The organism is Bacillus sp. RC240 (assembly GCF_044907945.1).
GTDB classification, from domain to species: Bacteria; Bacillota; Bacilli; order Bacillales; family Bacillaceae_G; genus Bacillus_A; species Bacillus_A mycoides.
Genome location: NZ_JBIYCT010000002.1, coordinates 214,372 through 232,334 on the forward strand (window position 1 = coordinate 214,372; position 17,963 = coordinate 232,334).

The window sequence follows — 17,963 nt, forward strand, 5'->3', positions numbered from 1 at the left end:
AACATCAAAAAACTTAATTTTCCGAATAAAAAGAAATAAAAAACTTTAGAATTTTCTTATTTTAAAACAGTGGACAAAATTCCGAAAATTGTGTTAGAATTTGTTTCAATATCATATCGCTTGTTAAATTCCTTTCAAAAGGAAAATAGGTACACGAATATTTCACTTCGTGTTTAAAAGGGAAGTTTGGTGAAACTCCAACACGGTCCCGCCACTGTAAATGCTGAGATTTCTTTTTTGTGCCACTGTGAAAACGGGAAGGTGAAAGAAATTATATGAAGCATAAGTCAGGATACCTGCCTATTTTAACAACACTGATAGACTCACGGATGATGATGAGGTGTTAAGAACAAAAAGGAAGGCTTATTTTTCTATGCCTTTATGCTTTTTGTTATAGGTATTTCCGAGTAAACGGAAATGCTTACTTTCAATTAGGGAGGAATTTAAAATGGCAATTCAAACAAGTAACTTAGGTTATCCACGTATCGGACTACAACGAGAGTGGAAAAAAACATTGGAAGCTTTTTGGTCCAATAAAATTGATGAAGAACAATTTTTAACGACAATGAAAGAAATTCGCCTTCAACACGTCAAAGTACAGCAAGAAAAGGGAATTGAATTAATTCCAGTTGGCGATTTTACATATTATGACCACGTTCTGGATACGGCCTACATGTTAGGATTCATCCCGTCACGTTTTTCAGAGTTTACCTCTTACCTTGATGTATATTTTGCAATGGCACGCGGCTCTAAAGATCACGTTGCTTCTGAAATGACAAAATGGTTTAACACAAACTATCATTACATTGTTCCTGAATATGAAGAAGGATTACAAATCTCTTTAAAAGACAATCGTCCTCTTCGTTTATATGAAGAAGCGAAAAAAGAGTTAGGCGTTGATGGAAAACCAGTTATTTTAGGCCCTTATACATTCCTAAAACTAGCAAAAGGTTATAACGAAGAGCAATTTGCCACTATTTTAAAAGAGCTAGTTGCACCTTATGTACAATTATTCTCTGAATTACACGCAGCTGGAGCACAAATTATTCAAGTTGACGAACCAATCTTCGCATCTTTAACAAAAGATGAAATTAATCAAGCGAAAGAACTTTACGAAGCTATTCATAAAGAGGTTCCAAATGCTAATCTTCTTCTACAAACATATTTTGATAGTGTAGAAGAGAACTATGAAGAAATTATTACATTCCCTGTTTCCGGTATTGGATTAGACTTTGTTCATGGCAAAGAAGGTAATGTAAATGCTATTTCAAAATACGGATTCCCAGCTGATAAAATTTTAGCTATCGGTTGTATAGATGGCCGTAACATTTGGAGAGCTGATCTTGATGATGTACTTTCTTTATTTACAACATTACAAAATCAAATCACAGCAAAAAGTTTAATTGTTCAACCTTCTTGTAGCTTATTGCATACTCCAATTGATAAAACGGAAGAAACGCACTTAACAAGTGAATTATTTGATGCACTTGCATTTGCTAATCAAAAATTAGAAGAACTAGTCCTTATCCATTCTGCTCTTACTAAAGGTGTAGAAAGCATCAGTAGCGATTTAACAACATATCGTAATGCACATCATGCAATCCGCTCATCAGCTGCACGTAATCGTGAAGATGTAAAAGTGGCACGTACATCACTTAAAGAAGATGATTTCTCACGTCCTCTTCCATTTGAAAAACGATATGAACTACAGCAAGTAGCTTTAAAATTACCGTTGTTACCAACAACAACTATTGGTAGCTTCCCGCAAACATCTGAAGTTCGTCAAACACGTAAACAGTGGCGTAACGGCGATATTACAAATGAACAATATAATCAATTCATTGAAAAAGAAACTGCAAAGTGGATTCGTTACCAAGAAGATATTGGTCTTGATGTACTAGTACATGGTGAATTCGAAAGAACTGACATGGTGGAATATTTTGGAGAAAGACTTGCTGGTTTCTCCTTTACTAAAAACGGATGGGTACAATCATACGGTTCTCGTTGCGTAAAACCACCTGTTATTTATGGTGATGTTGCCTTTATAAGTGGAATGACTATTAAAGAAACTGTATATGCACAAGGCTTAACAGAGAAAGTAGTAAAAGGTATGCTAACTGGACCTGTCACTATTTTAAATTGGTCATTCGTTCGAAATGATATTTCAAGAAAAGAAGTTTCATATCAAATTGCATTAGCACTTCGTCATGAAATTGAATTACTTGAATCTTCCGGAATTAGAGTAATCCAAGTCGATGAACCTGCACTTCGTGAAGGTATGCCGTTAAAAGAAAAAGATTGGGATGCATACATTACATGGGCAGTTCAATCATTCCTTTTAGCAACATCTTCTGTAGAAAATGAAACACAAATTCATACTCATATGTGTTATAGTAACTTCGAAGATATTGTAGATGCAATTCGAGCGTTAGACGCAGATGTTATTTCTATCGAAACATCAAGAAGTCATGGAGAATTTATTAATACATTAAAGCATACAACATATGAAAAAGGAATTGGTCTAGGGGTATATGATATTCATAGCCCACGTGTCCCAAGTAAAGATGAAATGTTCACAATCGTAGAACAATCTTTACAAGTATGTGACCCTAAATATTTCTGGATTAATCCAGACTGTGGTTTAAAAACACGAAGAACTGAGGAAGTTATACCTGCTTTAGAGCACATGGTTCAGGCAGCAAAAGACGCTCGTTCTCTCCTAAAAACAAACGCATAATAAAAAACGTGTTATCCTTCAAAAAGGATAACACGTTTTTTTATTCTACACTCTCAAAATAGAAGTCGTATTGTACTTTATACAATTCATCGTCTGATGGCTCTTCAAGAGGAGTTGCCTGTAAGACTATCATATATTCCCCGTTCGGAATAGGAATATGATATTTATTAGAAAGAATACTTGTTATATATACTTCTTCATTCTTCACTGTGAAAGGAACTGATATCGTTCTAACCACTTCTTCTTTCTCAATATGATTTCCACAAGTAACTTCCACTTCACAAGTATAGTCAGAGATTGCTTCAAAAATAATAGCTCCATCCACCTCAGCATAGCCTCTTTCAAAATCTTCAGGAGTCCAATCTACATAAGGCTGCTGACCATCATAGTTCATTATCATTAATTGCGAATATGAAATTGTTAATTCCATAACTATCCCTCTCCTCCACTATGAAATGTATGCCAATTACTATTTCACTTCAAATTTCACACGCGTACCATCTGGATATTTGTCTAGCTTATTCCCTACCCAAGAACCTGCACCGCGGTTATCTGCTGGACTTATATATTCAATATGAGCTCCTTTTCCGCCTTCCTTACACATCGCCATCGGCCATTCATCACGATCATAACCTTTCTTCGTCGGATATGGCGCTAACGATAATTTCCTTCTATCCGCTGCACCATTACGATCAATTGTGCACATTTCCGAATGTCCTTCTTTTATAGCATCCGTTATATGTTTCCCGGTCTCTGGATATCGTTCTTTCGGGAACTCTAGAATTTGATCATACGTAGTTGTTTTTTTAGTACTTGTCTCCTCTGGCACAAGTACTTCATATACCGCTACCAAAAGAGAAAGAATTGCAATAATTGAAATGATAATACCTTTAAATTGCTTCATGTGTACCTCCGTGTTCCTACCAATTTCTTTTCCTCAGTTATTATAACAAACTTCTTCTATGTATGTTTTCAGACATTATTTTAGCTCTTCCTCTCCATTCCGCCAAAAACATTCATTTTTCTTCATCTTTTCACTAATGCTGTAGAAAACTAATAACCTTCCGACATTCTTTTTCAAAGGAAGTCCTCATAAAAGGTTGAAATGATATATACGATACTTTTTGGGGAGGAACTATCATGGAAGCTATTTATAAAACGAAAGATGTTACAAATAAAACAGGTATCCCAAAACATATAGTCCGAAAATATAGCCAACTCTTAGAGGAACACGGTTATATCATTTCAAAAACAGCTGATGCTCGTATTTATAAATTGGATGATTTAAAACTATTGAAATCTATACATGAAAGAGCTGCTACATTACAAGAGGACATTTCAGAAACAATACCTATTATTTTAAAAGAAAAAGAAGCCCCACCTGTACCTGTTATTCAAGATAAACAAGAAGTGCAACCAAAAGAAGATGGGCGTAACTTTGAGGAGTTCATGCTAAAACTTGAAATGCTTGCTCAATTAAATGAAGCAATTATTCATCAAAACTCTACTCTCATTACACAAAATCGTTTAAAAGACGAGAAATTAGATGAACTAATGCAACAAGTTTATGTAAAAGAAGGCTCACAAGAAAAAATGTTACAAGATCTAGTTGTTCACGCCGCTCAAACAGATGCACTCCAAAAAGAAAAGATGGACTTATTAATGAATCATATGTATAAGCGAGAATCCAAACAAGAAGAAAAAATGAATAAACTTGTCAATCAAATTTACAATAAAGACAGCAACCGTGATACACAACTTATGCAAGTTATTCGTGAAATTCAAGAAACAAAAAGATTAGTCGCCGCCTCAAAAGAGCAAAGCTTCTTTCAATCATTTAAAAGTTTATTCGTTCGAACAAAACAAGAAAAAATAAATGAATGAAATTTTGTAACTTTTTCTAATGCACGAAAAATAAAAAGTTACCTTCTATCGGTAACTTTTATTCCTTATATCGTACAGCTGGCAATATAATAATAGCTTCAGTTCCTTTTCCGCTTTCACTTTTATATTCCAATGTGCCATTATGCGCTTGTAAAATACTAAATGTTACCATAAGGCCTAATCCTGTTCCTTTTTCTTTTAAAGAATAATACGGTTGTCCAAGCCTTACTAACTGTTCTTTTGTCATTCCAACACCACTATCTTTAACTCTTATTATTATCAATTCATCTTTTTGAATAGCTGTTACTTTTAAATACCCTTTGTTTCCTTGAATTGCTTCAATACCGTTTTTAACAACATTCATAATAGCTTGCTTCAATTTCGTCTTATCGCCGATAGTATAAAGACTCTCAGAAATCTCAACTTGCAAATAAACGCCCTGCATCGCTGCAAATGATGACATAAGAGTTGTCATTTCAATTAATTGTGCTGATAAACAAATATGTTCTTTTTTTTCAATTTGAGGCCTTGCTAAATTTAAATAATCTGAAATAATCTGTTCAGCACGATCTAGTTCAGCTAATACGAGACGCATATAATCTTTGTTTTTTACGTCTTCCGTACTCTCTAGCAATTGAATAAACCCTCGTACAACAGTGAGAGGGTTTCGAACTTCATGTGCAACACTTGCAGCTAACTCACTTACAATATTAAGTTTTTCTGATTTTTGCATTTCTGTACGCAATAATGCATTTTCGTTTAAATACTCAGTCAAATAAACTTGAAATACCATTGTCATAACCATAATAAGTGATGCAAATATATACCCACTATATAGATTAGATATGTACGGTGTAAAACCTGTTTCTAAAAGGACATTCAACATCCCGACTACTAATGAAACAAGAACATAAAATGATGCAATCATAAAAGCTAATATTAGCTTCTTATCTCTTGAAAAAAGAGACCATTTCTTTGACAAAAATAATGGAATTATCGAAAGAAATATAACTTCTACCATAGGCAACCAACTAAGCCCCTTAAAAATCCATTCATATGCAACATAAATAATGGCAGGGATGAGCCCAACAATCCCACCATATAAAAAACCACTAACAATTGGGACTGGATGAAAATTGTATCCGCAAACGGAACCAAAACAAATAGAGTATGTCATGGAGAGAACGAGTGTAACGCTAGATAAAAACATAATAAAGTAGCGATTAGGTTTCGGAAGCATTCCTTGATAACGATTTAAACGAATCGCTTCATATAAAAATAGTGGTAAAATAATGATGGCAATTTGGATCATTAAATCACGAATCAGCTCCATAGCCTCTCATCCCCTATATGTATTTTGATATGATTATATCATTTTATAAGTCTATTTGTTTTAAAATTTTGATTTTTCTTAACATATTTGTTAATTATTTGTTAACAACTAATAATAAATGTTACAAATTTCCGAAATGATTGTAAACCCTGTACCAAATTTCCTTCGTGCAGTATACAATGAATACGGATTACAAAGAAAATAAAAAACACTTCACTAGACGGACAACTATCGCAAAATACAGCATATAATCCATACTATCTATGTTTACAAATAAGTGATCATTACTTTAGTAGGAGGAAGATAAATATGGCGGGTACTACGCTTGTTTTAAAAGAAGAAAATTTGGTTGTGCTAGAAAACGTTGAAAAATCCGTATACGAAGAATTGCAACATAAAGCAGGGGACGAAGACTGTACATGTGCTGTAAATGAATCCGTTGTCCATCTTGGCAAAGTATCTTCCGTACTTTGGAACGAAGATGAAATAGATTGGGAATACGGTTATTAAAAAGTCGCTTGCAGCGGCTTTTTTTGTGTTTATGCTTAAGTGAAACTTTAATTAACTCACACAGCTTATACTCTTATAGACATTTGAATCCTCACATAATTTCTTACTTCCACTGAATTTTATGATACGATTCTTATCTTTCACAAATAGCGGGGGAAATTTTATAAACAAAGCGTAATAGTTGAAAATATGATAAAATGAACTTAATTTTCAAACGGAAGAAAGGGAGATACAATGGAACAATTCATTAATCCTAGAGTGAAGGACATCCAAATTTCTGGAATCCGTCAGTTCTCTAATATGATTCAAAACTATGATAATCTTATCTCTTTAACAATTGGGCAACCCGATTTCCCTACACCTTCTCTAGTAAAAGAAGCAGCTAAACGGGCCATTACAGAAAATTATACAAGCTATACACATAACGCTGGTTTACTAGAATTACGCGAAGCAGCTTGTAACTTTGTAAAGGATCGCTATGATTTACATTATTCACCTGAAAACGAAACCATTGTTACAATCGGTGCTAGTGAAGCGATTGATGTTACATTCCGAACTATTTTAGAACCAGGAACGGAAGTAATTTTGCCTGCTCCTATTTATCCTGGTTACGAGCCGATTATTCGACTATGCGGTGCAACTCCTATTTTTATAGATGTTCGTGAAACTGGATTTCGTTTAACAGCTGAAGCTCTGCGAAATGCAATTACAGAACGAACAAGATGCGTCGTTTTACCGTATCCTTCTAATCCAACTGGTGTTACCTTATCAAAAGAAGAATTAGAAGATATTGTATCTATCTTAAAAGATAAAAATATTTTCGTTCTTTCCGATGAAATTTATAGCGAACTTGTATATGAAGACAAACACACATCTATCGCTCATTTCCCAGAAATGCGTGATAAGACTATTGTCATTAACGGCTTATCAAAATCACATTCTATGACTGGTTGGCGTATCGGACTTTTATTTGCCCCAAGTTATTTAGCAAAACACATTTTAAAAGTGCATCAATACAATGTTACATGCGCTACTTCAATTGCTCAATATGCTGCAATCGAAGCTTTAACAGCTGCTAAAGATGCACCGAAGATGATGCGCTATCAATACAAAAAACGCCGTGATTACGTGTATAATAGACTCATTCAAATGGGTTTAACGGTTGAGAAGCCAACAGGTGCATTTTATTTATTCCCATATGTTGGACATTTAACATCTTCATCATTTGATTTTGCACTTGATCTTGTAAAAGAAGCTGGGCTAGCCGTTGTTCCTGGAACCGCATTTTCCGAATACGGTGAAGGCTACCTTCGCCTTTCCTATGCTTACAGTATCGAAACTTTAAAAGAAGGCTGTGACCGTTTAGAAGCCTTTCTAAAGAAAAAAGCTAAGAGTTAAACTCTTAGCTTTTTGTTGCATAATGATCACAAGTTTGACGCTTCAATAATTTATGCGGAATAATAATGCATTTTGAAGTAGATTCAGAATGCTCCACCTTATCAACTAAAGCTTTTGCCGCTTCATACCCTAATTGATAAATATTCACATCAACTGTCGAAAGTGGTGGACTAGCAATTTCTGATAATAAAGCATTGTTAAAGCTTACAATCGAAACATCTTTCGGTACAACAAATCCTTTTTTAGAAAGCGCACTTAACACGCCAAGTCCAATTAAATCATCCGTTGCCATAATTGCCGTCGGTGGTTGCTTTAGTCCCATTAATTCCTCAACAGCCTGTTGACCACTCTCTCTTGAAAAATCAAAGTGTAAAATATACTCTTTCGGCAATAGAATATCTGCAAGTTTCAAAGCATCACTCATCCCCGCCAAACGATCTCTCGTTACAAGTAAATCTGAGCCACCGCCAATGAACGCGATTTGCTTATGCCCTAATGAAATCAAATATTCCGCTACTTCTCTTGCAGCCGTATAATTGTCATTATCTACATATGTAATTTCATCTTTTCGATCATATGGCTTTCCTATTAAAACAAACGGGAAATTTTGTTCATGCAAATATTGAATAATCCGATCGTTCTCTCTTGAATATAAAAGAATAATGCCACCAATTTGACGCCCTTGTACCATCTTTATAACACCATTAAAAATTTCTTCTTCCGTTTCACCTGTCGACATATAGAGCGCATACCCTTCCATATGTGCAAATGAGCTTATTCCTCTTATAACTTCTGGGAAAAACGGATTTTGAAAAGCTTTACTTGCAGAGCTCGGCATAACGAGTCCAAGCGTTTTTGTTGTCTGGTTCGCAAGGTTTCTTGCATTTAAATTTGGATGATAGCCTAGTTCACTCATTACTTTTCGAACACGGCGCTTTGTCTTTTCACTTATACTTGGATTATCAGCAATTACACGGGAAACCGTCGATGGTGCAACATTTGCTTTCTTCGCCACATCTTTAATTGTAACTGTCATAAAAATCCCCTCCTCTCACTTCTCTGCCATTTTTCATATATTGTTATCTTGCAATCGTTGCAAGTAATAGGAGAAACCGCAAACTTTCATCACTTCGTTCTATCTTGCAAAAATTATTATCTTCTCCCTCTCCATGTATTGTAAGGGATATAGCTTTATTTTCCTATACTATAATATACTATTTATTTCACATCTTTTCGCATGTGATGTCAAATCTCTTTTCATCTCCCTACAAATTTTTTATAGGGAGATGAAAAGAGAAATGGGACGTAATGTCCCATTTTCATCCTTTCGTACCTCCAGCTGTTAAACCGGAAACAAAATATTTTTGCAGCGATAAGAATAAAATAGAAATCGGAATTGCAATTAATACTGAGCCAGCTGCAAATGTCGTAAATTCATTACCAAATTTTTTCGCTACCATTTCATATAGTCCAACTGCTAAAGTATAATTTTCCGGTGTGCGCAAAATAATACTCGCTAAAATGAAATCTGTAAATGGACCGATGAAAGTGAATAAAGCTACAACCGCTACGATTGGTTTTGCAAGCGGCATAATGATTTGCCAGAAAATACGGAAATGCCCTGCTCCATCCATTCGAGCTGATTCATCCAACTCTTTCGGAATCGTATCAAAATACCCTTTCATTAGCCATGTATTCATCGGAATTGCTCCGCCCACATAAATTAAAATTAATGCAAGATGTGTATCAAGTAATCCTGTTAACTGAGCTAATATATATAGTGCGATTAACGCTGCAAAATTCGGGATCATTTGCAGAATTAAAAATGTTAATAAACCATTTTTTCTTCCGACAAAACGATATCTCGAAAATGCATAAGCAGTAAAGCTAATTGCTAACACCGAAAAAATCATCGTCATTACACTAACTTTTAAAGTATTTTTATACCAAAGTAAGTAATTACTTGAATCGAGATCAAGTAGCTTGCGATAATGATCTAACGTGGCATTTTTCGGAATAATACTTGACCCAGATAAACTATCCCCTGGATTAAACGATGAGCCAATTATCCATAATAATGGATAGAAAATAATCGCACACATTATGAAGATAACTAAATAACTTAATGAAAGACGTAACATCTTTTGTCGTTTAATATTCATTTACATCATATCCTCTTCTTGGAATGATTTTGTTCTCTTAAATTGCCATAACGCAACTGTAATAACAATTAACGATAAAATCATTGTAAGAGCTGCTGCTTTTCCGTACTGAGCCGAAGTCATCGTTAACTTATAGATCCATGAAATTAAAATATCCGTTCCACCCGCATTTTGTCCAGACACAGCAGGTCCCCCGCTATTAAATAGATAAATAATACTAAAATTATTAAAGTTAAACGTATACTGTGTAATCAAAATTGGTGCTGTTGCGTATAAAACAAGTGGCAATGTAATTTTACGGAACTGTTGCCAAGCAGTTGCCCCATCTACTGTAGCAGCTTCATATAATTCTCCTGGAATCGATTGCAATATACCTGTTGTCATTGCAAATACGAATGGGAAACCGAGCCACGTTTGGATCATAATTAAAGCAATCTTCGCCCAAAACGGATCTGTCATCCAAGCAATCTTTTCAATCCCGAATAAAGCTAATACTTGATTATTAATTGCTCCAAATGTTTCATTAAACATACCCGAGAAGACAAGAATAGATACGAATGCTGGAACAGCCCACGGTAAAATGAAGATTGTTCGAATAATTGCCTTACCTTTAATACCAGGCTGATTTACGATAATCGCTAAGAAAATACCAAGTGCAACTTGTAATGTTGTTGCAACAAATGTCCAAATGACAGTCCAAGAGAATACACTTAAAAATGTATCTCTCCACATTGGTAATGTGAAAATATCAATAAAGTTTTTAAAGCCCACCCAATCTACTAATTTAGCTGGAGGAGAGTGATATAAATCATAATTCGTAAATCCAATTAAAATTACGAAAATGATTGGGAAAACAACAACAAAGATAAGCAATAGAAAACCTGGTGAAACCATTAAATATGGAAAACCTTGATCTAATAAGTTACGATATTGCTCTTTTACAGAGTTTAATGGCGTTCCTATATCACGTTTTTTCCCATTTTGATATGCATCATATAAGTTAAATGCATATATCCCTAGACCAAACACAACGACGATTAGTGCCAAAATCCCTTCTACTAATAGAAAGACCGAATGGTCACGTGGAACTTCTGTACCAAGCGTTACAATTCCCCATAATCCTATATTTAACAAATCAGCAAATGCTACAATAAATGAACCTGTTAATACTAGAAAAATAAGACCTTTTACAAATTGTTTATTATATAGTTGACCAATACCTGGAATGATTGATAACATGGTCGCCATTTTCCTATGCTTTGAACCGTTTAACTCTTTCTCTGGTTCCATAGATGTTTGCATGTTCCTTCCCCCTTTTTTCTTCCTACTTGGAAGGGAGAGAATTCGTGCCTCTCCTATTAGAGGCACGAATTTCACCTTATTTTTTATTGCTGTGGTTTGCCTCAATATTACCTTTAATTTGTTTCACTGCATTATCAAGTGCTGCTTTTGGCTCTTGTTTATTTGATACAACTAATTGAAGCGCATCTCCAGCTGGTTTCCAAACTTCTTGCATTTCTGGAATATTCGGCATCGGGATTCCATTTTCTGATTGAGTCGCAACTGCTTTTGCAGCCTCATTATCTTTAATAATTGGATCTTCCATCACTGATTTTACTGGAGGAATTTCTTTTGTTTTCTCAAATCGAATTTTCGCGTTTTCTTCATTTGTTACCCACTCAGTGAATTTTGTAGCTAAATCATTTTGTTTAGAGAAACTTGTTACATGCCATCCTTTTACCCCAACAAATGTTTTCATCGGTTGACCATTTGGTAATTTCGGCATTGGAGCAACACCATAATCAATTCCAGCCTTTTCCATCGCTTGGAATGCCCATGGACCATTCATAATAGATGCTGCTTTTCCTTCATTAAATAATCCATCTGCAGCTGAACCGCCAGATTCACCAATAATTCCTTTTGGTAATAATTTTTCTTTATACCATTTTTGAATATATTCAGCACCTTGTACTGCACCACTATTATTTAATCCAATATCTGTCGGAGTCAGTTTTCCATCTTTTTCACCAAATACATAACCGCCCATACCCTCCATAAATGCGTTAGCAAAATAGAAGTTATCTCCTAATGTTAAAAATCCGTACTTGTCATCTTTCGTAAAGTCTTTTGAGAAGTTATACAGCTCATCCATCGTTTCTGGTGCTTTTGACATTAATTTTTTATTATAAATAAAGATTGGTGTTTCAATTGCTTTTGGTAAACCGTATAGTTTTCCGTCGTATGTTTGTGCCTTTATTGATAAATCTGTAAATTTATTTTTTACCGTATCATCCACTTTCACCTCTGAAAGTAGCCCTTCTGTTACCGCATTACCAATATGATCATGTGGCAATGTTACAACATCTGGCCCTGTACCAGCTGGACCGTCGAGACGAAGTTTTTCTATTTGTTTCGTCATCTGAACCTCTTCAACTTTTACTTTCACATTATATTTCTTTTCAAAACTTTTCACTGCCGGCTCTAAACCCACACCTTTTTTCTCATCTTCCCAAACGAGAAGATCATAATCTTTCTTCTCTTTACTTGCTTCTTTTTTCCCTGAATCTTTCGGTCCACATGCAGATAACATACCGATTGACAATGCTGAAATCGTTAATAGTGATAATGCTTTCTTCATCCCAAAAACCTCCCTAAATTGTCTATGTACCTCTTTAATTGAAAACGTTTGCATTTAATTGTTTAATAGAAGCGCAAACAATATCTAAATCTATGAAAACGTTTGCGCTATTTGTCTATCATTATACATCCTTTTATTCATTTTGCAAATATTAATTTTCAAAATAATCTTATCATACTCTTTATTCATTGACTTTACATAAAATGAATACTACTCTTATAAGCAATATTAAAGTTATGTGGAAGGCAATCGTTTGCAACATAATCTTTATTATTTCGTTTAAGGGAACTATATGTATAGAGATATTAAAGGGGGATTTTCTATATGCTTAAAGAAGCGATCTATCATAGGCCAAAAGATAATTATGCATACGCTTACGACGAAAAAACAATTCACATCCGAATACACACAAAAAGAGATGATGTTCACAACGCCGCTCTCATCTACGGTGACCCGTACGAATGGCAGGACGGGAAATGGATTACAGCGAGTACACCGATGAAAAAAACTGGATCTACTGAGTTATTTGATTATTGGTCCGTTTCAATCAAACCAAAATTTAAACGCTTACGTTATGGATTCGAATTAAAAAACGACGTAGAAACTTTTATTTATACAGAACGAGGATTTTTTTCTAATATCCCAAATGACGATGTCGGTAACTTTTTCTGCTTTCCATTTGTTCATGCAAAAGACGTTTTCAGGGCACCATCCTGGATTAAAGACACAGTATGGTATCAAATTTTCCCGGAACGATTCGCTAACGGGGATAACACATTAAATCCAGCAAACACCCTCCCTTGGGGAAGTACCGAACCAACTCCAACTAATTTTTTCGGCGGAGATTTTGCTGGTATTATTCAAAACCTTGATTACCTTGTGAAGCTTGGAATTTCCGGAATATATTTCACTCCTATTTTCAAAGCTCATTCGAATCATAAATATGACACAATTGATTACATGGAAATCGATCCACAATTTGGGACGAAAGAAACTTTCAAAGAACTCGTTCAGGCGTGTCATAAACATGGTATAAAAGTAATGCTCGACGCTGTTTTTAATCATAGCGGATACTTCTTTGATAAATTTCAAAACGTGCTGAACCACGGTGAGAATTCCGCCTATAAAGATTGGTTCCACATTCATGAATTCCCAATTATAACCGAGCCACTTCCTAATTATGATACTTTCGCATTTACACCGTATATGCCTAAATTAAATACAGCACACCCAGATGTAAAAGAATATTTACTTGAAGTAGGGCGTTATTGGGTAAGAGAATTCAATATAGACGGTTGGCGCCTTGATGTAGCAAATGAAGTCGATCACAGTTTTTGGAGAGAATTCCGAAGTGAAATAAAAGCATTGAATCCTGAAGTATATATTTTAGGTGAAATTTGGCACGATGCACTCCCATGGCTACAAGGTGACCAATTTGATGCTGTAATGAGCTATCCTGTTACAAACGCTCTACTTTCTTACTTTGCTAACGAATCCATTCATGCAAGTGAATTTATGAAACAAATTACCGATTCTCTACATTCCTACTCTATGAATGTAAATGAAGCGGCATTTCATTTATTAGACAGTCATGACACACCTAGAATTTTAGCAACATGTAACGGGGATAAAAATAAGTTAAAGTTACTCTATGTATTTCACCTTTCTTTCATCGGTTCTCCTTGTATTTATTACGGCGATGAAATCGGTATGGATGGTGGAATGGACCCTGACTGCCGCAAATGTATGATATGGGATGAAAAAGAACAAGATACTCTTTTATTTACACATATACAAACATTAATTTCATTACGGAAACAACATAAAGCATTTGGAGGAAATGGTACTTTTCAATTCATTGAGGCAAATGATGAACATAATTATATTTCTTATACAAAAACATATGAAGATGAAACTATCTTTTTCGTTTTAAATCCTACTAACAGTGAAGTTACAACTTCACTCCCTCTTCATATTACCAGGAAGAAAATAATTAACATTTATACAAACGAAGAATTTTCAGCGGAAGCAAGTGTATTACAAGTTACACTTCCACCGTATGGATTCTCTATTTTAAAATGGTAATAGTAAAAGCCTTATGCCAAGGTGGCATAAGGCTTTTCTTATTTCAATTTAAATACCATTGCTTCATATGGTCGTAATGTAATGTTTTCTATCAATACATTTTCTACATCATAATTGTGTATTAATAACTCTGCTTCACTATAAACAATATCCTCTGGCAATTCAAATACACATTCATCCGCAGTGAAGTTTGCAATCACCAGCAGCTTTTCTTCTCCATATGTTCTTACATAAGCAAAAATAGAGGGGTTATTTTCTAATATTAAATCATATGTTCCATACACAACTATTTCATTGTTTTTACGTAATTCAATCAATTTTTTATAGTAATAAAAAATTGATTCTTCATCTTGAATTGCTTGTTTCACGTTAATCTCTTTGTAGTTAGGATTTACCGCGATCCAAGGCTCACCCGTTGTGAATCCAGCATGTTCTCTATCATCCCACTGCATCGGAGTTCTAGCATTATCTCGGCCCTTTATATATATAGACTGCATCACTTTATCGATATCTTCGCCGCGCTCTATAACTTTTTCTTTATACATATTTAGTGTTTCAATATCTCGGTATTCATCAATTGATTCAAATCGAACATTTGTCATTCCGATTTCTTCTCCTTGATAAATATATGGTGTCCCTTTCATCATATGAAGTACTGTCGCTAACATTTTTGCTGATTCAGTATGATAAGCTCCATCATTACCAAAACGAGATACAACGCGAGGCTGATCATGGTTATTCCAATAAAGGCTATTCCATCCTGTTTGTTCTAATGCTTTTTGCCACTTTGTTAAATTTTGTTTCAAAGTAAGGAGTGAGCATGGTTTTACATCCCATTTCCCGCCTTCTCCGGAATCTAAATCCATATGTTCAAATTGGAATACCATTTGCAGTTCTTTTCTAGCTTCCCCTGTATACAATTTAGCCTCTTCTGTCGTTACACCAGGCATTTCCCCAACCGTCATAATGTCATACTGAGACAATACGTCTTCATTCATTTCATGCAAATACTTATGAATATTCGGACCGTTCATAAAATGTTTATGCCCTGAAACATATCCTTCTTCATCCGTTTCAACAGATGGTAAGCCATCTTCTTTAGAAATAAAATTGATAACATCCATACGGAATCCATCAATTCCTTTTTCTAACCAAAACTTCATCATGTCATAAACATCTTGTCTTACCTTTTCATTATCCCAGTTTAAATCTGGCTGTTTTTTAGAAAACAGATGCAAATAATATTCATCTGTCATTTCATCATATTGCCATGCAGAGCCACTAAATGCCGCTCCCCAGTTATTCGGCTCTTTCCCTTCATTTCCAGGACGCCATATATAATAGTCTCTATATTTATTTTCTTTTGCTTTACGTGATTCAATAAACCAATTATGTTCATCTGAAGTATGATTAACAACTAAGTCCATCATAAGTTTCATATTACGTTTATGCATTTCATGTAATAGTTCATCCCAATCTTCCATTGTTCCGAACTCGTTCATAATTTTACAATAATCACTTATATCGTAACCATTATCATCGTTTGGAGATTCATAGACTGGTGATAACCAAATTACATCAATACCTAATTCTTTTAAGTAATCTAGCTTCGTAAGAATACCACGAAGATCCCCTATACCATCACCGTTACTATCCATAAAACTACGAGGATAAATTTGATATACTACACTTTCTTTCCACCATTGTTTTCCCATTATGCTACCCCATTTCATCTATACTATTGATTCGTTTTTCTTTTTTAAGGCGCAAACGTTTTCATTACTGAATAATAACAGATTCTATCCAAATTTAAAATAGCGCTTACAATATTTATTTTCTTTTTCTAATAAAACATGTGGAACTTATTATATATTCATAGGGATAATGAAAACGTTTTATTTTTTTACAGTGTTTTTATTTCTTTTTTGAATCTATTCGTTTATAATAAATTCAAAGAAAACGTTTGCATAAACTTTCTAGGGGGAAATATCATGGCAGAACTTAAATTAGAAAATATTTATAAAATATATGATAATAACGTAACAGCCGTAACAGATTTTAACTTACACATTCAAGATAAAGAATTTATCGTATTCGTTGGTCCTTCTGGATGCGGAAAATCTACAACACTACGAATGGTAGCTGGGCTTGAAGATATTTCAAAAGGAGAATTTTCAATTGATGGTAAGCTAATGAACGATGTTCCTCCAAAAGATCGAGATATCGCAATGGTCTTCCAAAACTACGCTCTTTATCCACATATGAGTGTGTATGATAATATGGCATTTGGATTAAAACTTCGAAAAATACCAAAAGATGAAATCGACCGTCGAGTGAAACATGCAGCTCAAATTTTAGGGCTTGAACAATATTTAGATAGAAAACCGAAAGCTTTATCAGGTGGACAACGTCAACGTGTTGCATTAGGTAGAGCAATTGTTCGAGACGCAAAAGTCTTCTTAATGGATGAACCATTATCAAACTTAGACGCTAAACTACGTGTTGCAATGCGATCAGAAATTTCTAAATTACACCACCGCCTGGGCACAACGACAATTTATGTAACACATGATCAAACTGAGGCAATGACAATGGCTTCACGCCTTGTTGTTATGAAAGACGGCAAAATCCAACAAATTGGAACTCCAAAAGAAGTATATGAAACACCTGAAAATATTTTCGTTGGTGGTTTTATCGGTTCACCCGCAATGAATTTCTTCCGTGGAAAATTAACTGAAACCGATTTCGTTATAGACAGTTCACTAAAGTTTAAAGTATCTGAAGGAAAAATGAAGTTATTACGCGAACAAGGCTATGTAAATAAAGAAATTGTTTTAGGTATTCGTCCAGAAGATATTCATGATGAACTATTATTTTTAGAAGCTTCACAATCTACTACTTTCACAACGAAAATTGAAGTTGCAGAGTTGTTAGGGGCTGAATCCATTTTATATATGAAACTTGGAGATCAAGATTTTGCAGCACGTGTTGATGCAAGACATGCATTTTCACCTGGAGATCAAATTAAACTAGCATTTGATATGAATAAAGCGCATTTCTTTGATAGTCAAACTGAACAACGTATTCGCTAAGTATACATGCAAATACAACACTTTCTTTTTTAGGTAGAAAAGAGAACCTAGCCATGCATAGAAACGGTCAGATCCTCTTCCTACCCCGTGCCAAATTAAAACAAAAAAATAGTGGGTACGAAAT

14 protein-coding genes and 1 riboswitch are annotated in these 17,963 nt (G+C 34.6%); of the genes, 6 read left to right on the forward strand and 8 right to left on the reverse strand.

The window, feature by feature from the left end:
* Positions 1 to 130 precede the first annotated feature (130 nt).
* Positions 131 to 318: riboswitch (cobalamin riboswitch) on the forward strand.
* Positions 319 to 448: 130 nt separating this feature from the next.
* Positions 449 to 2,737 carry a 5-methyltetrahydropteroyltriglutamate--homocysteine S-methyltransferase gene (metE, locus tag ABH955_RS08985; protein ID WP_404491043.1) on the forward strand — a complete coding sequence of 763 codons (2,289 nt, stop codon included), beginning with the start codon at positions 449 to 451 and terminating at the stop codon, positions 2,735 to 2,737.
* 40 nt (positions 2,738 to 2,777) lie between these two features.
* Here metE and comJ read toward each other — a convergent pair whose 3' ends face one another.
* The gene (gene comJ, locus ABH955_RS08990) at positions 2,778 to 3,167 is read right to left on the reverse strand and encodes a competence protein ComJ (protein WP_002088359.1); all 390 of its coding nucleotides are present in this window, start codon (positions 3,165 to 3,167) and stop codon (positions 2,778 to 2,780) included.
* Positions 3,168 to 3,206: 39 nt separating this feature from the next.
* Complete coding sequence (gene nucA, locus ABH955_RS08995) at positions 3,207 to 3,641, reverse strand: DNA-entry nuclease (protein WP_002014817.1); 435 nt, start codon at positions 3,639 to 3,641, stop codon at positions 3,207 to 3,209.
* A 236-nt stretch (positions 3,642 to 3,877) separates the two neighbouring features.
* Between nucA and ABH955_RS09000 the strand changes: the two genes are divergently transcribed.
* A complete protein-coding gene (locus tag ABH955_RS09000) occupies positions 3,878 to 4,621 on the forward strand; it encodes a DUF3967 domain-containing protein (protein ID WP_002014816.1) in 744 nt (247 codons plus the stop codon).
* Between the two features lie 58 nt (positions 4,622 to 4,679).
* On the opposite strand, the gene ABH955_RS09005 is transcribed toward ABH955_RS09000, so the two are convergent.
* On the reverse strand, positions 4,680 to 5,954 hold the full coding sequence (locus ABH955_RS09005; protein WP_113937169.1) for a sensor histidine kinase: 1,275 nt from the start codon (positions 5,952 to 5,954) through the stop codon (positions 4,680 to 4,682).
* 309 nt (positions 5,955 to 6,263) lie between these two features.
* On the opposite strand from ABH955_RS09005, the gene ABH955_RS09010 reads away from it, so the two are divergent.
* Positions 6,264 to 6,464, forward strand: coding sequence for a hypothetical protein (locus ABH955_RS09010; protein WP_000929276.1), 201 nt, complete (start codon positions 6,264 to 6,266; stop codon positions 6,462 to 6,464).
* 234 nt (positions 6,465 to 6,698) lie between these two features.
* Entirely contained in the window at positions 6,699 to 7,862 is a 1,164-nt protein-coding gene (locus ABH955_RS09015) for an aminotransferase A (RefSeq protein ID WP_002066944.1), read from the forward strand.
* Between the two features lie 4 nt (positions 7,863 to 7,866).
* Here the strand turns inward: ABH955_RS09015 and malR are convergent, their stop codons facing one another.
* From malR to ABH955_RS09035, 4 genes are all read right to left on the reverse strand, one after another.
* Complete coding sequence (gene malR, locus ABH955_RS09020) at positions 7,867 to 8,898, reverse strand: maltose operon transcriptional repressor MalR (RefSeq protein ID WP_404457514.1); 1,032 nt, start codon at positions 8,896 to 8,898, stop codon at positions 7,867 to 7,869.
* 283 nt (positions 8,899 to 9,181) lie between these two features.
* Entirely contained in the window at positions 9,182 to 10,024 is an 843-nt protein-coding gene (gene malD / locus ABH955_RS09025; RefSeq protein ID WP_001022600.1) for a maltosaccharide ABC transporter permease MalD, read from the reverse strand.
* Positions 10,025 to 11,326, reverse strand: coding sequence for a maltosaccharide ABC transporter permease MalC (gene malC, locus ABH955_RS09030; RefSeq protein ID WP_404444881.1), 1,302 nt, complete (start codon positions 11,324 to 11,326; stop codon positions 10,025 to 10,027).
* A gap of 76 nt (positions 11,327 to 11,402) precedes the next feature.
* A complete protein-coding gene (locus tag ABH955_RS09035; protein ID WP_088034422.1) occupies positions 11,403 to 12,662 on the reverse strand; it encodes an extracellular solute-binding protein in 1,260 nt (419 codons plus the stop codon).
* Between the two features lie 324 nt (positions 12,663 to 12,986).
* On the opposite strand from ABH955_RS09035, the gene ABH955_RS09040 reads away from it, so the two are divergent.
* Positions 12,987 to 14,747, forward strand: coding sequence for an alpha-glycosidase (locus ABH955_RS09040; protein WP_404457520.1), 1,761 nt, complete (start codon positions 12,987 to 12,989; stop codon positions 14,745 to 14,747).
* Between the two features lie 38 nt (positions 14,748 to 14,785).
* On the opposite strand, the gene ABH955_RS09045 is transcribed toward ABH955_RS09040, so the two are convergent.
* Positions 14,786 to 16,462 (reverse strand): glycoside hydrolase family 13 protein, encoded by a 1,677-nt coding sequence (locus tag ABH955_RS09045; RefSeq protein WP_404491044.1) that lies wholly within the window; start codon positions 16,460 to 16,462, stop codon positions 14,786 to 14,788.
* A gap of 276 nt (positions 16,463 to 16,738) precedes the next feature.
* On the opposite strand from ABH955_RS09045, the gene ABH955_RS09050 reads away from it, so the two are divergent.
* Complete coding sequence (locus tag ABH955_RS09050) at positions 16,739 to 17,839, forward strand: ABC transporter ATP-binding protein (protein WP_113937162.1); 1,101 nt, start codon at positions 16,739 to 16,741, stop codon at positions 17,837 to 17,839.
* Positions 17,840 to 17,963: the final 124 nt, after the last annotated feature.